Source organism: Microbacter margulisiae (genome assembly GCF_014192515.1).
GTDB classification, from domain to species: domain Bacteria; phylum Bacteroidota; class Bacteroidia; order Bacteroidales; family Paludibacteraceae; genus Microbacter; species Microbacter margulisiae.
Genome location: NZ_JACHYB010000002.1, coordinates 99,672 through 118,921 on the forward strand (window position 1 = coordinate 99,672; position 19,250 = coordinate 118,921).

Consider the following 19,250-nt stretch of genomic DNA (forward strand, 5'->3'; position numbering starts at 1 on the left):
CTACTACACTACCATCTACTTTGAGGTTTTCATCTTCTTTTATGCCAATTCTTCTTTCAGGTAACGACCGGTAACCGACCGTTCGCATTGCATCAATGCTTCAGGCGTACCTTCGAAAACTATTTCGCCTCCATCCTCGCCGCTATCCGGGCCAAGATCGATCACATGATCGGCACATTTAATCACCTCGGGATTATGTTCAATGACCACAACAGTATGTCCACGCTCAATCAGCGCATCAAAAGCTTTCAGTAACGTCTTTATATCGTGAAAATGCAGGCCGGTGGTCGGTTCGTCAAACACGAACAACATAGGCGAGCTTTTCTCTTCAGCCAAAAACGAGGCTAACTTAACGCGCTGGCTTTCTCCTCCGGAAAGTGTGCTCGATGATTGCCCTAGTTTGACATAACCCAGCCCTACATCTTGCAGCGGCTTCAACCGTTTCACAATCCGCTTTTCCGTTACACCTTTGGATGATGAAAAAAATTCGATCGACTGATTAACGGTCATCTCCAACACATCAAAAATAGACGATCCATGATATTTTACCTCCAACACATCCGATTTAAACCGTTTCCCATGGCACTCATCACAAGTCAGTGTTATGTCTGCCATAAACTGCATCTCTACCGTAATAACTCCTTCACCCTGGCATGTCTCACATCGTCCGCCTTCCACATTAAATGAAAAGGTAGAAGGAGTAAAACCCATTTGTTTCGCCAGTTGCTGTTCGGAAAACAGACGTCGAATCTCATCATACGCTTTGAGATAGGTCACCGGATTGGATCGCGAAGATTTCCCGATCGGGTTTTGATCGACAAATTCAATATCGGACACAAGATGTAAACTCCCGCTTACACTCCCATAATTCCCGGGACGCTCTGGGGCAACTCCTCCCAATTCCTTCTTCATGACAGGATAAAAGATACCCCGAACCAGTGAAGATTTTCCGCTGCCGCTGACTCCTGTTACCACGGTAAAGATATTCAATGGAAAACGGACGGTAATATATTTCAGATTGTTCTCGGCAGCTCCTTCTATTTCAATGTAATTATTCCACTTACGCCGATGTTGGGGAACCGGAATTGCTTCCTGCCCGGTCAAATAGCGAAACGTAAACGAACGCGATGAACTCTCTGCCGTCTGTTCCGGGAGAGGCATCGGTGACGACAGCACTACTTCGCCGCCCAACCTGCCGGCACCGGGGCCCATGTCGATGATATAATCTGCCGCCTCCATAATAGCTTTATCATGCTCCACAACAACTACCGTGTTGCCTAAATCCCTGAGTTGAAGAAGCACCTTAATCAATAAACCGGTATCGCGGGCATGCAACCCGATACTCGGTTCATCCAGAATATACAGCGACCCCACCAGGCTGCTTCCCAGCGATGTCGCCAGATTGATACGCTGGCTTTCACCACCGGATAAAGTATTCGACAGCCGGTTAAGCGTCAGATAACCTAATCCCACATCCAACAAAAACTGCAGCCGGTTCATGATTTCCACCATCAACCGTTTGGTGATGACTTGCTCATGTTCCTCCAGTTCCAGTGCAGTAAAAAATTCCTTCAGTTTCCGGATCGGCAGATCAACCAGTTCCGTGATGGAATTTCCACCTACCTTCACCCATTGTGCCTGTTTCCGGAGCCGCGTACCGTTGCACTCGGGGCAAACGGTCTTTCCGCGATACCGTGCCAACATGACCCGGTACTGAATCTTATATTGATTTCCTTCCAACAACTGGAAGAAATCGCGAATGCCATGAAAAGCGGAACAGCCATCCCACAATAAAGCTTTCTCCTCTTTTGTAAGTTGAAAATAGGGACGATGGATAGGAAACCCTACGGCAGAAGCGCCACGAATCACCTCTTGCTTCCACTCGCCCACCACCTCACCCCGCCAGCAGGCAACCGTGTCTTCATAGACCGATAACTGCCTGTTAGGGATAACCAGGTTTTCGTCAATCCCGATGACACGTCCGAAGCCTTCGCAAACCGGACAGGCGCCCAAGGGGTTATTGAAGCTAAAAAGCTGTTCAGAAGGTTCTTCAAATGTCATTCCATCAGCTTCAAAAGCTTTCGAGAAAAGATAAGATTGCACTTCATCTCCTGTTTGCACTTCGACAATACAACTGTTTTTCCCTTCAAAAAAAGCTGTTTCAACCGAATCGGCAAGGCGGTTTTTCATCTCTGCATCTTCAGTCACCTCCAACCGGTCAATCACCAGCATCACCTCAGCATGAGATTCAGATAAATTTTCCTTCAACAAATCATTGATTCGCGCATATTGCCCTCCATACTTTACCCTGGAGAAACCCTGCGTCTTCAGTAATTCCAATTGCTGATGCAAAGTGCGTCCATTTTCCAAATCAATGGGCGACAACACAATCAGCATACTGTGCAAAGGCAAGGTAGTGGCAAACGACACCACATCCTCCACCGTATGCTTTTTCACCTCCACCCCCGAAACAGGAGACACCGTCTTACCGATCCTGGCAAACAAAAGCTTGATGTATTCATAAATCTCGGTTGAGGTGCCGACAGTGGAACGGGGATTATGAGTATTTACCTTTTGCTGGATGGCAATGGCAGGCGGAAGTCCTTTAATGAAATCCACCTCCGGCTTGCTCATACGACCCAGAAACTGCCGGGCGTAGGCCGAAAGGCTCTCCACATAGCGGCGCTGCCCCTCTGCGTATAAGGTATCAAATGCAAGGGAAGATTTGCCGGAACCCGACAATCCAGTGATAACCACCAGGGAATTGCGTGGAATCTCTACTGAAATATTTTTTAAGTTGTTGACGCGAGCGCCCTGTACTGTAATATTTTCTTGTGAAGCCATACTATCAAACTAAAAATGACCGGGCGGCCATTTATTCCATCCACAAAGGTACAGATAAGTTGGCGTTTATCAATTGCCGGATGTATGACGAAAAAAAGAAAATAAGAAGTCAATAAAGCTACGGGAAAACACATTCAATGGAATTCTCATTCTTCATCCGTTCGTTTGTTCCCTTATTTCTTTATCCCCTCAATAATTTTATTCTTATCTACACTGCCTTGAGAAGAGCCGAAGTAGAAACTGAACACCTGGGTGATAATGGCGCTGAGCACTCCCAACACATAGAGTACCACATCTTTTACTTCGGCTTTAATCACTTCATTGCGGAAGATGATAATATAGAAAAGCGCGAAGGTGAGCACTGTACTGCCAATGGCAAGAAAGGAGGTGATATTTTTAGAGAGCAACGTAGCATTGGCGCTGGTCTCAATATTGGAACTGCGGGTACGGGCGCTGTCAATATCGGCAAGCCGGGTTTTCTGCTCCTCGATGTCGAGCCGGCGTTCATCGAGCCGGTACTGCATCTCGGCTTTTTTCAGTTCCAACTCCTGCTGCATCACTTCCTGTTTAGTGGTGATCACTTTGTCCAGCACGTTGCCTACGCTGTCCACCAGTTTGCCCGCGCCTCCACTGAATAAATCGGTTAAGAAACTCATAACAAATTAATAATTACTAGTTTTCATCTTCACATCATTCCAGTGCCCGGCAAACCCAACCGTATAAATATTTCCGGCTTTCGGGGCGTTTGCGTACAATCGTAATGTAACGGGCAATTTTTGCCAAGGCAAATGACGCAAGAAAATGGTCAGGGTCAAAAGCGTTTATTTTTCCCAGCGACTCCGGCCCAATAACGCCATCGGCATTGGATTCTACCACCATTTGAGCCAGTGATGCAGAGGTTTTCAACCCGGCATTCACGGCAAAATCGAAGATAGAATCGGCCACCAATTGGTTTTCTATCTTATCGCCGGAAAGCGCGTCCCAATAGTTTACCTGGTAAAACGCTTCTACCTGCTGTTGCAGACCGGCATCCTTCTCCATATTGCCAGGAAATTCGTTTCTGGTCTTGGCCATATCTACGCTCACCCAGCCCTCCCATTTACTGTTGATACGGCGGGCAATGCCCTTGTAGGTTTCGCCACCCGGATCATCGGGATCATTCACGTATCTCCCTTCACGGTCGAGCACTTTTTGCAGTGCCGGAAGAAATAAAGCCATGATGTTATTCGGTTTAATAATGTTCTGTGCTATTGCTCCTATTGCCGTTTCCCTACTCCCGGCTCACTGCTTTGTAACCGGGAGTGAGGAATATGTGGCTATATAACTCTTTCCTTATGGCACGATTGCGGCAAACATGCCACTCCATGGACCTACCTTGCCATTGCGGTTGACCCAGCGGGCAAAGCCGTAAACGGTCTTACCGCGTTCCTGGGTAGAAAACAGGATGGCATTATGCGACCGAGAGATATTGCAGCTATTCGGGCAATCATCAGGAATGGCGGGAGCTGGGGTATCTACTTTATACCATACCTCACAAAAAGAGACATTCCTGGGTTTATAGTGTGTCCCCGAAGCCGATGAGTCGGAATAGACAAACCTGAGCATCGATATTTCCTCTGTGTTAATCGTTATCACCGGTGTTGTTATGGGAGCCGGCGAGGGACTATAACCTCCGGAATTTGCCTGATGGATATGCAATGCCTCTTTATCGGCAGCCGTTATTGCATCATTATACAGCAAATAATAGTTATACAAATCGATCAAACTTATCTCCAATTTGCCCCAGGATGCTTCCCGGGCAGCAGTTGCAGCAGGATTACGGATGCTTCTATTGCTGGTTACATCGTATTTTTGCTTATAATCCGCTAGCTGTGCTGTAATGGACGTTATGGTCTCCGCAGGAATATCCCATGCAGTAGCATTTTCGGTACATAGCTTAACCACATTGTTGGCAAAATCGTAACGGACATTTTGTACTCTGGGCATGGTGTAAGTTTCTTTGCTCATGGCATTAAATTTGAAAAGTGAATACTATAGTTATTTCCTATCTAACATATTGATATTATATATTTTATAAACCTAAATTATACCTTTATGATGATTATCGAATGAAACGGTTTGATCACCGATCTGTACTGTTTGATCACCGATCTGTACTGTTTGGTCATCAATCTGTACTGTTTGGTTACCGATCTGTACTATTCAGTCATCAATCTGTACTGTTTGGTTACCAATCTGTACTGTTTGGTTACCGATCTGTACTGTTCAGTCATCAATCTGTACTGTTCAGTCATCAATCTGTACTGTTTGGTTACCGATCTGTACTGTTTGGTTACCGATCTGTACTGTTTGCTTAGGTATCTCTATCAGGTTGTCCCGCTTTGAGTTTTTTCCGAAAAGCATCATTTTGCATTGCCCCTCACAACAGGGGGAGTCTCTAAAAATGCTCCTGATGATGAAAAGAGAATTAAAAGAGGAATACTCCCATTGTTGTGAAGAAGGCAAAAACCAAAAAACAGTGTCAAAATAAAATGGACATGGAAAACCATTCAAACTTACTTACAGAGGCCTCCGCCCCATTCATTTACAGTTCAAAATTAGATGGATAAAAAATAACAAACAAATGCGTAATTTGCAAAAAGGATGGTTTTGTGTTAAAATCGTGTATAAGTGGTCAAAAACAGTGACTATCCGGTTAAAATTCGTGACTGAATTTATTCCACATTTGATGGAAAAGGAGCAAAACAGGTTGTTTTTTATCTATTTTAACCATACAAAAACAGAGAAAACCGCTTATACCCATTCAATGGCTGAATGACAAGACAGCAGGAAGGTAAAGAAGCTATGCCTTCAATCCTTCTGTCTCTCACTCTTTCAGTCCTTTCAATGTCTAACCCTACCCCAGTTCCGGGTATTTCCCTTCATCAGAAGGGCAGAACAATCTGCAAGAGCAAGCTAAGGCTAATATGGTTACCGGAGAATAATGTTCAAGTGCAGTCCCCTTTGGTGAAAGGGGACGAGCGGAGGGGTTGGAAAGTGAATAACTGAATGATTGAACAACAAGAAGTTAAGTGAAGATGAGAAGTTATAACCCTCATTCTCTCAATCCTTCAATCTCTTATGACAATGGACAGTTGACAATGAAAATCTGAAGATCAGAAGTTAAAGAAGTTACGGGAAGTTGAGAAGATAAAAACTGCAAAGTAGACAGTAGTTGGTAGATAGTAGATAGTAGGAATCTGAGAATCGGAAATTTATCCTAAATCCCTAAAGGGACTTTAAACGCCAAATGATTGAAGAAGAAGTTAAGGAAGTTGGAACCTAAAACCTTGTTTAATTTGCCTCCTGCTTTTAAATTTATATGTTGCAGACCTCAAAGGTTTTAAAAACCTTTGAGGTCTCTCTACGTCAAAATTTCCATAACAGATTGACTTTAGACTTTCGCCCTGTTGCCTTTACACTTTCAACCGTAGTTCCTTTCGGCTTTCGACTCCTGTTCTCAATCTTTTACTTCGAAGCCACCTAATTAGCTTTAATCATCTTATTGATTATGTGGATTTTGTATATCAACGGGAAGTATGGGAGCAGGCATCCGGCAACTAATAAGACAGCAATGAGTGTATTAACATCCTGGTCGCGTAAACAGTAGATCAACACTACCACCAGCAAATTAATAACCGTTATAATGAGGCTTGACTTAAGATGGGAAAAACCCAGGTCAAGAAATTTGTGATGGATATGGCTTTTATCAGGCAGAAAAGGTGATTTTCCTTTCAGGATCCTGCCACAAAACACCCGCGTCATATCAAACAACGGAACAAAAAATGCCGCAAGCGAAAGTGCCAGGGAAGAATATTTGACAGAGGCGTCGGATGCAACTGCCAACTCGTTGTATTTAATCATCAGCGAAGCAAACAAAATACCCAGCACCAAAGAACCGGTATCGCCCATAAAGATTTTGTTTGTTTTGCCGAAAACATTGAAAAACAAAAATGTGACGAGTGACCCTGCTATTGCAAAAGAGAGGATGGCATACTGATATTGGCCCAACGACCAAAACGAAAAACAAAAAAAGAGAGCGATGAGCAAACTTAAACCTCCGGCCAGGCCATCAATGCCATCAATCAGGTTGATGGCATTCACCAATGCAACAATAGCTAATAATGAAAGGACCACACTGCTTATGTAGTCTATTCCATATATTCCCATAATTCCATGCAGGTTTGTAATCCGGATATTTCCCAGTACGATTAAAATCAGTGCGCTGCCAATCTGTATAATAAATTTGCGCCGGTGGGACAGTACCAGGATATCGTCCTTGATGCCAATAAAAAACATGATTAACATGGCAACAATCATGTAACGGATGTCGCCTAAGGGCAGTGAATACATCGAGATCAAAGATGAAACAGAGATTCCTATAAACAAAGCGATGCCACCAAGATTGGGGATAGGTTCTGTGTTGACTTTCCGATAGTTGGGATAATCAAGTAACTTTTTTGCTTTTGAGATGTGAACAATAACCGGAATAGAAATATAAACCAAGTAACCGCTTACAAGAAATGCGATTATCATTTGAATAATGGATTGCATAAGCCAGAAAAATTAATACCTAAAAAAATAAATTATACATTTGCCTGATTGACGCCTTTCCATAGGTTTTTCAACCCAGAATCAATATCAAAGTGTCATGTAAGGTTGCAAAGGAGCTTTTGGACACATTGTTTTCTAATTGTGGAACATACGCTCTCTTTGCTGTCGGAGGGTATAAAAAGATATGGCAAATAATAAGAAGGAATCGTTGGGATTGTGTACACGGAAGTAAGATAGAGTTGGCATATGAAAATATTTTGTGCTATTATAAACAGCAGATATGTATTAGATGCAAAACCGGGCTATTTAGATGCAGCAACAGACGCCGTAGATAATAAATTATTCCTAACAAGCATTTAAATATCTGGTTTATAACTTTTTTCAAAAACACATATAGATCATCAAAGGTAAAAAATTTCGATGATAATAATAAATCATTTTTATCCATAAAACAAACAATCAGGTTAGCCGGTGAAAAACAATGACTATCCGGTAAAAAATCATGGGTAGACTGCATTTAAATCATCTCAAATTTTTCCTGAAGCGCTTTAAAACAGGTACGCGAAATAAGAAACGGTGTTTCATTTTGAAATGGAGGTTGCAACACACATTCCTTAGCTTTGATCATACAGAGATAATCAATATTAACAATTTGTTGTTGATTAATTCGAACAAAAGAGGTAGCATAATGTAAAATATCTTCAGCAGTGGTACTGCGTTTCAGTGGAAGGCGTTGTCCATCAATAACCACTGCCTGCCATTGTTTTTGTTCTTTACTATATTCAAAGTAGCCTATCTTTTCTTTTTGCAATAATTGGAAACCGGTTACGGTTGCAATCATCAACACTTTGTTTTCGGGCAGCACGCGTGATATCCTGTCATGGAATGTATGGCCGGCCTGTATTTTTGACACATGTGACAGGAAACGGTTGATCACCAAATTAAAATCTTCTGGTGTGAAAGGTTTGAGCAAAAAGTCAAAAGCGGATTCCCGCAAAGCCTCCAGCAAATATTTCTCATATGCAGTATAAAAAACAACCTGCATCGGCCAATATACCTCATCACGTAAGGTGTGTAAAAATTCCAATCCACTCATATCTCCAAGCTCCACATCAAGGAACAACAGATCGGGAGTTTGCTGCAACACCAGGGCGCGTCCGTCAGAAACATTGCAGGCAGTGCCAGCCAATGTAATTTGAGAATAGCGTTGTAAGGATTTTTTCAGGTTATCAATACATAAGGCTTCGTCATCAATAATAACTGACGTATAAGCCGTTTTTGAATGTGTCATCATGAAAAAAATATTTGATATTGGAATAGTCTAAAGAGAACCACGGTTGAAAGTTTAAGGTGTAAAGGCAGCAGAGGACAACACTTGAGCACTATCTTCCGGTAACCATATTAGCCTTAGCTTGCTTTGCAAATTGTTCTGCCCTTCTGATGAAGGGAAGTACCCACAGGGGCAAGGGTTAGATATTTCCGTATCTTCTTTAACTTCATATTATTCAGTCATTCTGTTAGCCGATTTACTCAAATACATAATGTTCCGGAATATAGATTTCAACTTTAGTACCGGTACCTGCATCAGCAGGAATGTTCATCACAGAAAAAACGATTTTCTCCCGGTTCTTTGCATTTAATAATTGTATGGTCTGATACAAAACCTTCAACCCGGTCCCCGTGCTATCATTAGTCCGCTGTTGCCCTGGATAATACCCTGCACCATTATCCTGAATAACAATTAAGGCACCTTCCTTATGCCGTGTAATGGAAATTGACAAAAGTTTTTTGCCTGGTTTGGGAGTGAGTGCATGCTTTATGGCATTTTCTACAGGAATTTGTACCATCATGGAAGGAAGGCGCAATTGATCCATATCCAGTTGGTCGTCAATATGCCATGTTGTAGCAAAGTCCTCCCCCAGTCGGTGTTTTTCCAATGCTATGTAAGCTTTTACAAAACCAATCTCTTCCGCCAGACTTACGGATACTTGCTCGGTCATTGCCAGGCTCTGGCGTAATAAACTCACCAGGGAAAACAAACTTTGATGCTTTTGTTTGTCCTCTTCCGTACTGATTTCACGATTGAGCACATTAAAAGTAAAATGAGGCGACACACGGTTGCGAATATTTTGCAAACGAAGCCGGGTGATTTGTTCCTGATGCCTGATCCGTTGCAGATCCTTTTTCTTTTTCGTGTAGAAATAAAATAGTGCAGCCACCGCCACGATAATAATGCTTAATAGTATCCAGATATAATTTGTTAGCCGTAATGCTTTGATCTGCTCTTTTTGGGAATGAATGTAATACTCCCGCTGCAAGATAGCCGAATCCTGCCGGAAGCGCAACTCAATTTCCGCAATACGGGAGTTTACCTCCTGGGCTCTGACAGAATCATTCAACAGCATATTTTGTGTCTGGTAAGCAAAAGCCTGCTTGTAGTTGCCAATCATGACATAATAATCTTCCCAACATTTATTGCGTAACGACAACAAATCAGGTTCTGTTGACTGAGGAGCCGGATACTGTTTTAGCCATTGGGATGCTTCGGCGGCATGACCTCGCTTTAATGCAATTCCTGCCTGCACGGTAGCAATATAATACAGGAGGGTTATGTTGTTAAGGGGACGAAAATAAGCGTAGGCTTTATTTTCATAGTAAGAGGCGGAATCCAGCTTACTCAATTTCAGATAAATATCGCCAAGGTTAGCATTGCACAGGTTAAGATCAAACAGTATATGATCCGGTTCTACCAAAGCCTTCGCTTTCAGAAACCAGGGTAACGCTTTCCGGTATTGTTGCCTGTAATAACAGAAATTGCCCCGGTTGTTGCAAAAGACAAATTTTTCGAATAATGTTCGATTGTCGTAATACTTCCGGGCCAGATTAAAATAAGTATCGGCAAGCGTAAAATTCCTCAGTCCGGAGAAATATGCCTGAGCCAGTCCGAAATAAATCGGGAAGCCCATTCTGTCGAGCATATGGAGGGAATCGCTGACATACAAAGCCCTCCGATAAAAAGAGATACCTTCCACAAAATTGCCCTTACGGGTGTACATATCTCCTAAATTGACAGCAATATCAGGCACTTTTACTTTCGAAGAATCCAGCATGGCATACTTATAAGCAAGGCGGTAACAAACCAGTGCAGAGTCTAAATTAGCATTGATACTCTGACAATTGCCCAGGGCATTATACGCTTCGCTTTTGTATTCGAGCCTGGCAAAAGAGAGTGGTTTTTCATTGGCATAACGAAGGAGACGTTTAGCCATCATACTGGCCGTATCAAGGGAAAAAACCCGTAAATAGTAATCAATATAAACGACATAGAGTTTGTAGAAACTGGCACTATCTTGTGTATTATGAAGTGCCATACGCAGCCTGGCAGCAACAAACGACGGATTGCTATCCAGTGAATCAGTGGTTTGTGTGACCAGCGAATCAATATGGCTATAATCTGTTGTTTCACGACGAATAGGGTGTGTACAGGAAAAAACTTCAAAAACAAGGATCAGAAGACCAATATACAAAAATTTCATGCGCTTATTTTTATTTTTACATTAAGGCTGTATGTATCCACCAAAGCAATTCTCTGCTCTGGCACAGGTTTTTTATGACCCGTTATAGCGATAGGAATTTTGTTCATATAAGTATTGATCATACGGTATCTCAAATGCACGGATATGTATACCTGTTTCATAAAAAACTCTTTTCTACATCATTACAAACAAGAAAGAAGCTTAACCCAAACATTCTGTTTATTCCATTTTTCACAGGAACATATATTTACAAACACCCAACAAATGTACAAATAAATTATGAATTATCAGGGTGAATTGTAACCAAAAGCAATATTTCAAATAACAAATCACATTTAAGCCAAAGCTTATAATATTTGTATAATAATGCGTTATTTCTGACCCGTCGGATTTACAAATCCGGCGTGACGAGTGGGATCTAACCCTCAATTCATTAGTCCTTCAATCTAAAGGAGCGTTAGCCCTGACATCTTACCTGAATGATTGAGACTGACAAAACAGCAGGAAGTAATCTATCAAACAAGCAAAGGCACAATGGTTGCCAAAACATTATGTTCAAGGGCTGTCCCCTTTGGAGATAGGGGACGAGCGGAGCGGGTGGGGTTGGAAAGTGAATAACTGAATGCTAGAATGACTGATAAAACAGCACAAAATTAAAGAAGAAACAGGAAGTTAGGGAAGTTATACCTTCAATCTAAAGGAGCGTAGGTCGGCAAAATCATATGTGCAGATTCAGGAGAGACAAAAAAAACGGCATCTTCCTGCAGACAGGAAGCGCCGTTGAATATTTTTATCAGAATTTACCGGGGTTACTTCTCAATAGACAGCAAAGCACCTGTGGAAGGATCGATGCGGATTTTCAGAGCGTTTTTATTAAAAAGATTAGCAGGCAATGACTCTATGGTTCCAAACTGAGCCAGGATAATTGTCTGGCGGCTAATTACATTTCCGGTAGGATCGGACAGCGTAACGACAGCTTGTCCCGGCAAACGGTAATACAAACCATTATCTCCTCCGCGGTCCATTCCGGCATTGCTCTTGGTAGTTGCATCTTTTACAGTTAAATAATAGGGCTGACCGCTCAAATCATTTCGTCCTACGATACCGTCCTCGGTCGAAAGGCGGAACAGGACTTCATTTTGCACTTCCTGCGAAGGAATAATTTCAAAAGTCACTGTTGTAGGTACTGTTACCGTTTTACCGACAAACAGCTCCATCAGGTCATTCTCTGATTTATCCATTTTTTGCAGCATAAGGTTCACCGCACGACCATCAGGCATTTTATCCATATTCCCTGTGATCAGGTTGATACGGCTATCGCGTATGTTATAAATTTGCTTTGCAGCCACTTCAGCCATACGAGCAATCGAATTGGCTTGTAACAGATCTTCGGTCAGGATCAGGTTATTGAATTCAAGATTCGGAGTTTCCGGCTTTGGCTGAACCATCTCCGGTTGCGATGTTTCTGTTACAGGTGGAACGTTCAATCCGCATAAAAGGCCACTCGGCGTTAATGAAACGTAGGATAACGATGAAGCAGGATCAGGTTTTATGACATACGTATTCTGAGCATCAGGCACAGCTTTAGTCGAAACCTTCACATTTTGCACAGACCACGTGATGCTGTTTTTCGTAATCACATCGCGGGTTCCCAAATAACGTTCCGTATATTGGAAATAAGGGCCGACCAATTTAATGGTTTTTACTGCCTGCACCTGTACAACAATAACGGTTTTCGGCAAACTATAGGTAATACCGTTTGAAAACGGAACTCTTTCACGACTGTTCACCACCTGGGCCTGAGTCGAGACTAAAAAGGCGCTGCAAAGCAATGCACTTAACAAAAAGGATTTCATGTGTTTATAATTAATTTAAAAGTCACGTGGGACTTCATGACAAAAATTTAATCATTCCTCTGTGTGTCAAAGTTGAAGAGTTTTGCCATGTCCGTTTCATGTGATAATAATTTGTATTTATAGCGCTCTCCGGGTGACTGAAAGGCCTCCGGCCAATTGGATGCACAATCATCAGTTTATGACGACAAAAATAGATAAATAATAGGGAACAAGGCTATTCTTTTTGCATCTTTTTAAATGCACTTCCCAAAAAGTCGATTAAGACACCTGCCGTAAGAAATTCCTGTGATGTAGCGTTTGAAGCTAAATCTCCTGCCAGACCATGCAAATACACTCCCAGACGCGCTGCATCAAACGGATCATAATCCTGAGCCAGTAATGCCAGCAGAATACCGGTCAGTACATCTCCACTGCCAGCGGTAGCCATCCCGGGATTACCTGTGGAATTAAACCAAACCTCTCCAAGTGCATTAATAACCGCTGTATAAGCTCCTTTCAACACAACCACGCATTGATGATCGACAGCCCATTGGCGTGCATTTTCCAGACGCTCAGCACCCGAAGAGGATTTACCGGCCAAACGGTCAAATTCAACCGGATGGGGTGTTACGATTGTGTTGGCAGATAAAAGCGACTTCAATTCAGGATGAGTAGCGATAAGGTTCAGTGCATCTGCATCTATCACCATTGGGCAAATGGCACGTGTAAGGATATCTTCCAGCGCTTTTGCCGTCTGAGGATGAGTTCCGAGCCCACACCCAATACCTACAGCATTATGCTTCCCGCTGATTTCCACATGCGTCACATATTTCTCATTCTGATCTGCTTCCACCATAGCCTCGGGCACCGCTGTATGCAATACCAACTCGCCTCCCTGGGGAAGATGTACGGATAGCAACCCCACCCCGCTATGCAGGCATGCTCTGGAAGCCAAAACTACCGCACCTATTTTGCCACGACTCCCGCCAATCATTAAGGCATGCCCAAAATGGCCTTTGTGGGCAAATTTTGCCCGCTGATGCAACAAAGCAGCTGCATCGTCATGTGTTATCATATGAAAAGAGGTCTCGGCATTTTCGATGGCATTCCGGTTTAATCCAATATCCAGGACAGACCATTCTCCGGTCAGCAATTCATGTTCAGCAAACAGGAATGATAGCTTCGGCAACTGAAATGTAAGTGTGTAGGTAGCATGGATACATAGCTCCGGATCCACCACAAAATCACCGTCGGTTGGCAAACCGGAAGGAACATCAATAGCGACCACCGTAGCTCCTGAACGATTTACCAGTTGCACGCAATCCACCGCTAATCCCTGTAAAGGCCGGTTCAATCCTGAGCCGAATAATCCGTCAATGACCCAGTCTGTCGATTCAATCCGGGGAAAGAAATCGCGACCTGCCACTTCCTTACAGTCAGCATCCGGTATAGCAAGCAGGGCATCTTTGGCTATAATACATGTCGGCGATACGGTAACCTGATGATGGCAACAATAGGTAGAGACAGAAAACCCCGACAACATCAGCAGCCTTGCCGCTACCAGCGCATCGCCGCCATTATTTCCGCTTCCGGCCAAAACCACCACATGTGTGCCGGAAGGTATCCGCTCCAACAGCCACTCCGTCAATGCACCGGCAGCACGTTGCATTAAACCATAATCAGAAACAGGCTCGTGCTCAATAGTATAAGCATCCACCTTACGAATAGCATTAGCAGACAAAATTTTCATACAGATTAGGTATTACGATGAACGTTCTGCAACAGGAACAACTGTTAATGAGAAAGGGAAAAGTTACAGATTCGTTTCACAAAGATAAGTAAGAAGTCAGGAAGTTAGAAGGATCAAACGACAGAAGTCAACAACAGGTCTATTGTCGAAGGGCCAATGTCAATCTGTCATGGGAATTTTGAATTAGCTTTCCAGCTTCTTTAACTTCAGCTTTTCATTGACCATTGAATGTGTCATCCTTTACCTTCCCTGCTGTTTTATTATTCAGACGCTTGATTATGAAAACCATCATAACAAAAAAACAGCCACGCTGTTTTTACACAAACGCGACTGTTCAATAAGGCAGAAATGCATCATCCCGACGCTTTAAACCCCGACAATATACCCTGTTTTCAAGGCAGGGCACTTGTCTTTAGGTGAATGAATAAAAAATTTTGGTTTACAAATATACCATTTCACTGATCAATCTGATATTCCTGTTATGATAAAAATTCGGAAATAATGCGAAAATCACGTCTCACAAACAATATCTGTACATTCATTATTGCATTCAATTATCCAAATCTTTTTTACTATTGATATTGAATATAAATAGGTTGTGGTCTTAATTTCATCAGTTCGGGCGGTGTCAACATACGATGAGGAGGTTTCTTCAGGTCGTTGACATAGAATAGTTTGAATCCTGTAAATTGCACCGGCTCCCTGTAAATATAACGCTTGTAAGTACTGTATTTCAACGCGGGACCACCCCAACCGTCCATGTTCATGACAATCTGAACCTCAGGGCGCAGTATAATGTCTTTGTAATGCTTCACCATTCCCTGGGTAAAGCGGTGCACGACCAGAATCTTAGGAGGTAAGTGATATGCTATGACCAGTTTCGCCAGGTACTTCGAACAAAAATTAATGTCGCTTGCATCCATATATCCAATTTTGTGGCCGGGAACACTCCCATCTTTCATCGAAAACTCAGGATCAATCGCCAAATTAACCTGAGGCATTTTGAGGTATTTTTCCAAACGGGGGACCTCTCTTTGCAAATCGCTTCGGGCAACCTGTACGTCAAGAAACACAATAGCATTACCCATTCTTGCAATAGTCAAAGCAGAATCAATCTGTTGAGCAGGCATTCTCATACAATAGGTGCCATCTTTAAGGGGAGTACCTTGTGCTACATCAACAATATACTGAATAGCAGGTTGTACCGGCGTCGAAGGATCAGCCTTTTCCCAGGCATGCACTTCTGAGTCTAACTTTTCCCATAACTCTTTTGGTGGATATTGCCCCAGGACTCCCATTCGTTTTGAATAAAGATTACCATAATAAGCCACTATTCTTTTAAAAGGGAGGAGCGCTCCTTTCAAAGGATAGACACGCGATTTGACAGGCCATAAACCGGAAGTATCTCCATTGGCAAGAGCCCGTAATTTTTTCTTATAAGCAATGGTATCTACCCGTGGAGTTGTTTTTTCATATTGCGCCACGGATACAACTTTTTTATCAGAATTTTCTTTACTTTTTTGGGTACACGAGCCAAATATAACCCCGAACATCAGGATCAGGACAATATAATATTTATAGTGCATGTGATAATAAATTACGTATAGTTAGTTTCTTTTCTCAAAAGTCCGGTGCATAGCATTCAGCAATCCACGTGGTGTCCATCCCGGCACAATCATTCGGGGAACCGTTTGCAGAGGTTCGAGTGTGTCTTTTTTTGTACCGAGCGAAAAGGAGAGCTTAAAGTATTTGCTGAGCTCAACCGTGCTGGTGTGATTGTATATACCATCAGGATAGGCCCAATATTTCACCGGCATTCCAACAATCTTTTCAAGTTTTGCTTTTGGCGCTACCACCTCTTTTTGCCAGTCCGCAGCATCTTTGTATTTGGTTACCATCTGATGATCCCAACTATGGAGTCCGATCGTATTGCCATCTTTAGCCAATTGCGCAATCTGCTCCGTTGTCATGTAATTCTTCTTGTTGTACGTAATCGTCATAATAAAAAAGACTCCTCTAAATCCATATTTCTTTAATATGGGTTCCGCAACCGTTGCCTGCTCTGCACGGGCATCATCAAAAGTAATCATCACTGGTTTAGCCGGTAATGGTTTATTATACACCAGATAATCATATAATTGATCAGGAGAGACAGAATGATAACCACTATCTGCCAACATCTTCATATCGGCTTCGAAAGTAGCCGGAGTCACCGCATAGACGCTTTTGATATTATCCGCAATATGATGAAAACAAAGCACTGGCACATCCGGTTTTGCACAAATCTGTGCCGGAGTGTTACGTGGCTCACCGGAAGATAAGCTACTGTCGTTAGCCGGACTCTTAGTGCTTCGATGTTGAGCCGCGTGATTACAACTTGTGACAACAAACGTCAGAAGTATGGCAGAAATAAAAAGAATAATCTTATTCATAATAATAACCGGTTTATTTTTAAAGACCACATGAAACCCGCATGACAACATTATCATACCATTGCGTATGAATAGTACAGGTTGTGTCATACTATTAATATCAGAGGTAATTTATTTCATTTTTTCCATGATGGCTTTATTGACATTGGAACTTAAATTTTCTTCCTTTTGGTGATGCAATTCTGCATATTCATCAATAGATTGATAAAGGATCTCCTGAATTTTAGAACGTATGCCCATTCTCATCAGCTTATTGATTCCGTCGAGGGGATAAGTCCGGTTGCTTAAGAATATATATATCATATCGTTTACCGGATCTACCCAGCAACAGGTCCCGGTATAACCCGTATGACCATATACCTCTCTAGGAGCTGACACACAACACGGACTATGCCCGGGGCGGTTCGGCACCGGTTTGTCATACCCTAATCCACGCCTTCCGCTTGCAGAAGTTGTGGTGGTAAAAATGCGACATGTACGTTCACTAAGGTATCTTTTCCCGTTTAATTCTCCCTGATTGAGTAACATCTGATATACAGCCGCAACATCCCGCGCCGTTGCAAACAAGCCTGCATTTCCTGCAACTCCCCCCAGGATAGCAGCATTGGGATCGTTTACATATCCCTGTAAAATCCCGTTGCGCAAGAAATCTCGTTTTAAGGTAGGTGCTATTGCGCTTTTACTATGTGTACGCAAAGGAAGATAGTCGATGTTGTTCAATCCCATTGGATCATAGAATTCCCGGTTTAGAAACACATCCATAGGTTTACCGCTGATCTTTTCGGCGATTTCCTCCAACAGTATAAAATTCAGATCACTATATCGATAAACTTTGCTTTTCAAGGGTGTATCGGCAATCATTTTCATAGCTGCATCGTGAAATTGTTTGTTCACATAAAAATCTTTTCCTACTTGCAACGAGAACTCAGGAGAAGGTATGGATGAAGCAAAACCTTCTTTAAATTGAAACTCATGGCTAAAAACGATGCTATCATCTTTTGTTTTTTCTTCTGACATCTCTATCAAAGAGGGTCTGTATCTTCCGGCTATGGCCAGGTTATACAGCGGGATGGATGCCGGTAACCCGGATTCGTGAAACAGGAGCTCCTCAATCGTTATGTCTGTTTTATCTGTGCCCCGGAGAAACGATAAATACTTTGATGCCCTATCTGTTAGCTTAAGCTTTCCCTTGTCATAAAGTTTCATGATAGCCAATAAAGTACCGGTAGTTTTCGACAATGATGCCAAATCGTACATAGTAGAAGGAGTCACTTTTTTCTTTGCAGCATACGTATAGTACCCAAAACATTTTTCATAAACCATTTTCCCATCTTTCACAACCAGAATCTGGCAACCGGGATAAGCGTGAGCCCGTATGCCGGTCCGTGCAATAGCTGAAATACGCGCCAATATGGTAGCACTCATCCCGACACTATGAAGCGAACGAATAGGTGGTGCATCAGGATTGAAGGTTGCTTTTTCTATTTCAGGAAGAGTTTCTTTCCCTGTGTTACGGGCAAAACAGGAATTACCCGTCTGTCCTATGAAAAATATGGTAAGGAATATGACCGGAAATAACTTCATAACTTGAATTGCACATTAATTTGGATATCATCGTCCTACGCTCGTTTCAAAATCCGATTCCCGGTCTTATGAGAGTATTTCAACAATGTATGGATGAACACGAATAAAAACATGCCTTTATCAAACGAAATATATCCCACTTTCCAGCACAAAAAGAATATATTATCTTTCGACATACGACAGATGAAAACAATAAAGTGAGCATATGCTTCAACGCTCTAACCTTCGTTCTAAAAGCACCTTCGCTTAGCTCAATCCTTGTGCAAAGGTAAAATTATTTTTCATGTCTGTAATATATAGGACAATTAATTTGCAACGAGAACACAAAAAAAGAAATTTCCCCAATATATATTGATTGTCAATAAAATATAAGCCTAAAATGCTTATTGAAAATTAGCATACAGTAGAAATCAAATAACTGAATGACAGAATAACAGATTCAATGGACAATGGACAATGAAGGTTAGAAGTTAGAGAAGTTACAGGGGAGATGAGAAGATGTCAACTGCAAGGTAGTTTAGTCGTAGATGGTAGAAAAAAAAATCTGTATTTTATGATAAGTATCATCGTATGTCTAAAATCACAAACTAAATATCTTATTTCTAAAGCAAAAAAGAAAACTCATATATACTTTCGCCTTGAAAACCATGAATTAATAAATATAGTTTAATGATTA

13 protein-coding genes are annotated in these 19,250 nt (G+C 42.2%); 1 reads left to right on the plus strand and 12 read right to left on the minus strand.

The window, feature by feature from the left end; all coding sequences use genetic code 11:
* Window positions 1-39: 39 nt before the first annotated feature.
* The 4 genes from uvrA to FHX64_RS09660 all read right to left on the minus strand — a co-directional run bounded on the left by uvrA (window position 40) and on the right by FHX64_RS09660 (window position 4,851).
* Window positions 40-2,844, minus strand: coding sequence for an excinuclease ABC subunit UvrA (uvrA, locus tag FHX64_RS09645; protein WP_183413657.1), 2,805 nt, complete (start codon window positions 2,842-2,844; stop codon window positions 40-42).
* A gap of 173 nt (window positions 2,845-3,017) precedes the next feature.
* Window positions 3,018-3,500: a hypothetical protein gene (locus FHX64_RS09650; RefSeq protein ID WP_183413658.1), complete on the minus strand. Its 483-nt coding sequence runs from the start codon at window positions 3,498-3,500 to the stop codon at window positions 3,018-3,020.
* 34 nt (window positions 3,501-3,534) lie between these two features.
* Complete coding sequence (locus tag FHX64_RS09655; protein ID WP_183413659.1) at window positions 3,535-4,062, minus strand: glycoside hydrolase family 108 protein; 528 nt, start codon at window positions 4,060-4,062, stop codon at window positions 3,535-3,537.
* Between the two features lie 114 nt (window positions 4,063-4,176).
* Complete coding sequence (locus FHX64_RS09660; RefSeq protein ID WP_183413660.1) at window positions 4,177-4,851, minus strand: hypothetical protein; 675 nt, start codon at window positions 4,849-4,851, stop codon at window positions 4,177-4,179.
* 616 nt (window positions 4,852-5,467) lie between these two features.
* Here FHX64_RS09660 and FHX64_RS09665 point away from each other — a divergent pair.
* On the plus strand, window positions 5,468-5,662 hold the full coding sequence (locus tag FHX64_RS09665) for a hypothetical protein (RefSeq protein WP_183413661.1): 195 nt from the start codon (window positions 5,468-5,470) through the stop codon (window positions 5,660-5,662).
* A gap of 704 nt (window positions 5,663-6,366) precedes the next feature.
* On the opposite strand, the gene FHX64_RS09670 is transcribed toward FHX64_RS09665, so the two are convergent.
* From FHX64_RS09670 to FHX64_RS09705, 8 genes are all read right to left on the minus strand, one after another.
* Window positions 6,367-7,419, minus strand: a complete 1,053-nt coding sequence (locus FHX64_RS09670) for a glycosyltransferase family 4 protein (RefSeq protein WP_183413662.1) — start codon at window positions 7,417-7,419, stop codon at window positions 6,367-6,369.
* Window positions 7,420-7,954: 535 nt separating this feature from the next.
* Window positions 7,955-8,731, minus strand: a complete 777-nt coding sequence (locus tag FHX64_RS09675) for a LytR/AlgR family response regulator transcription factor (protein WP_246392443.1) — start codon at window positions 8,729-8,731, stop codon at window positions 7,955-7,957.
* A 232-nt stretch (window positions 8,732-8,963) separates the two neighbouring features.
* On the minus strand, window positions 8,964-10,973 hold the full coding sequence (locus FHX64_RS09680) for a tetratricopeptide repeat-containing sensor histidine kinase (RefSeq protein WP_183413663.1): 2,010 nt from the start codon (window positions 10,971-10,973) through the stop codon (window positions 8,964-8,966).
* A gap of 809 nt (window positions 10,974-11,782) precedes the next feature.
* Entirely contained in the window at window positions 11,783-12,829 is a 1,047-nt protein-coding gene (locus FHX64_RS09685) for a DUF4831 family protein (RefSeq protein ID WP_183413664.1), read from the minus strand.
* Window positions 12,830-13,043: 214 nt separating this feature from the next.
* Complete coding sequence (locus tag FHX64_RS09690) at window positions 13,044-14,558, minus strand: NAD(P)H-hydrate dehydratase (protein WP_183413665.1); 1,515 nt, start codon at window positions 14,556-14,558, stop codon at window positions 13,044-13,046.
* Window positions 14,559-15,130: 572 nt separating this feature from the next.
* On the minus strand, window positions 15,131-16,144 hold the full coding sequence (locus tag FHX64_RS09695) for a hypothetical protein (RefSeq protein ID WP_183413666.1): 1,014 nt from the start codon (window positions 16,142-16,144) through the stop codon (window positions 15,131-15,133).
* 21 nt (window positions 16,145-16,165) lie between these two features.
* Window positions 16,166-16,990, minus strand: coding sequence for a polysaccharide deacetylase family protein (locus FHX64_RS09700; RefSeq protein ID WP_183413667.1), 825 nt, complete (start codon window positions 16,988-16,990; stop codon window positions 16,166-16,168).
* Between the two features lie 111 nt (window positions 16,991-17,101).
* The gene (locus FHX64_RS09705) at window positions 17,102-18,574 is read right to left on the minus strand and encodes a serine hydrolase domain-containing protein (protein ID WP_183413668.1); all 1,473 of its coding nucleotides are present in this window, start codon (window positions 18,572-18,574) and stop codon (window positions 17,102-17,104) included.
* Window positions 18,575-19,250 lie beyond the last annotated feature (676 nt).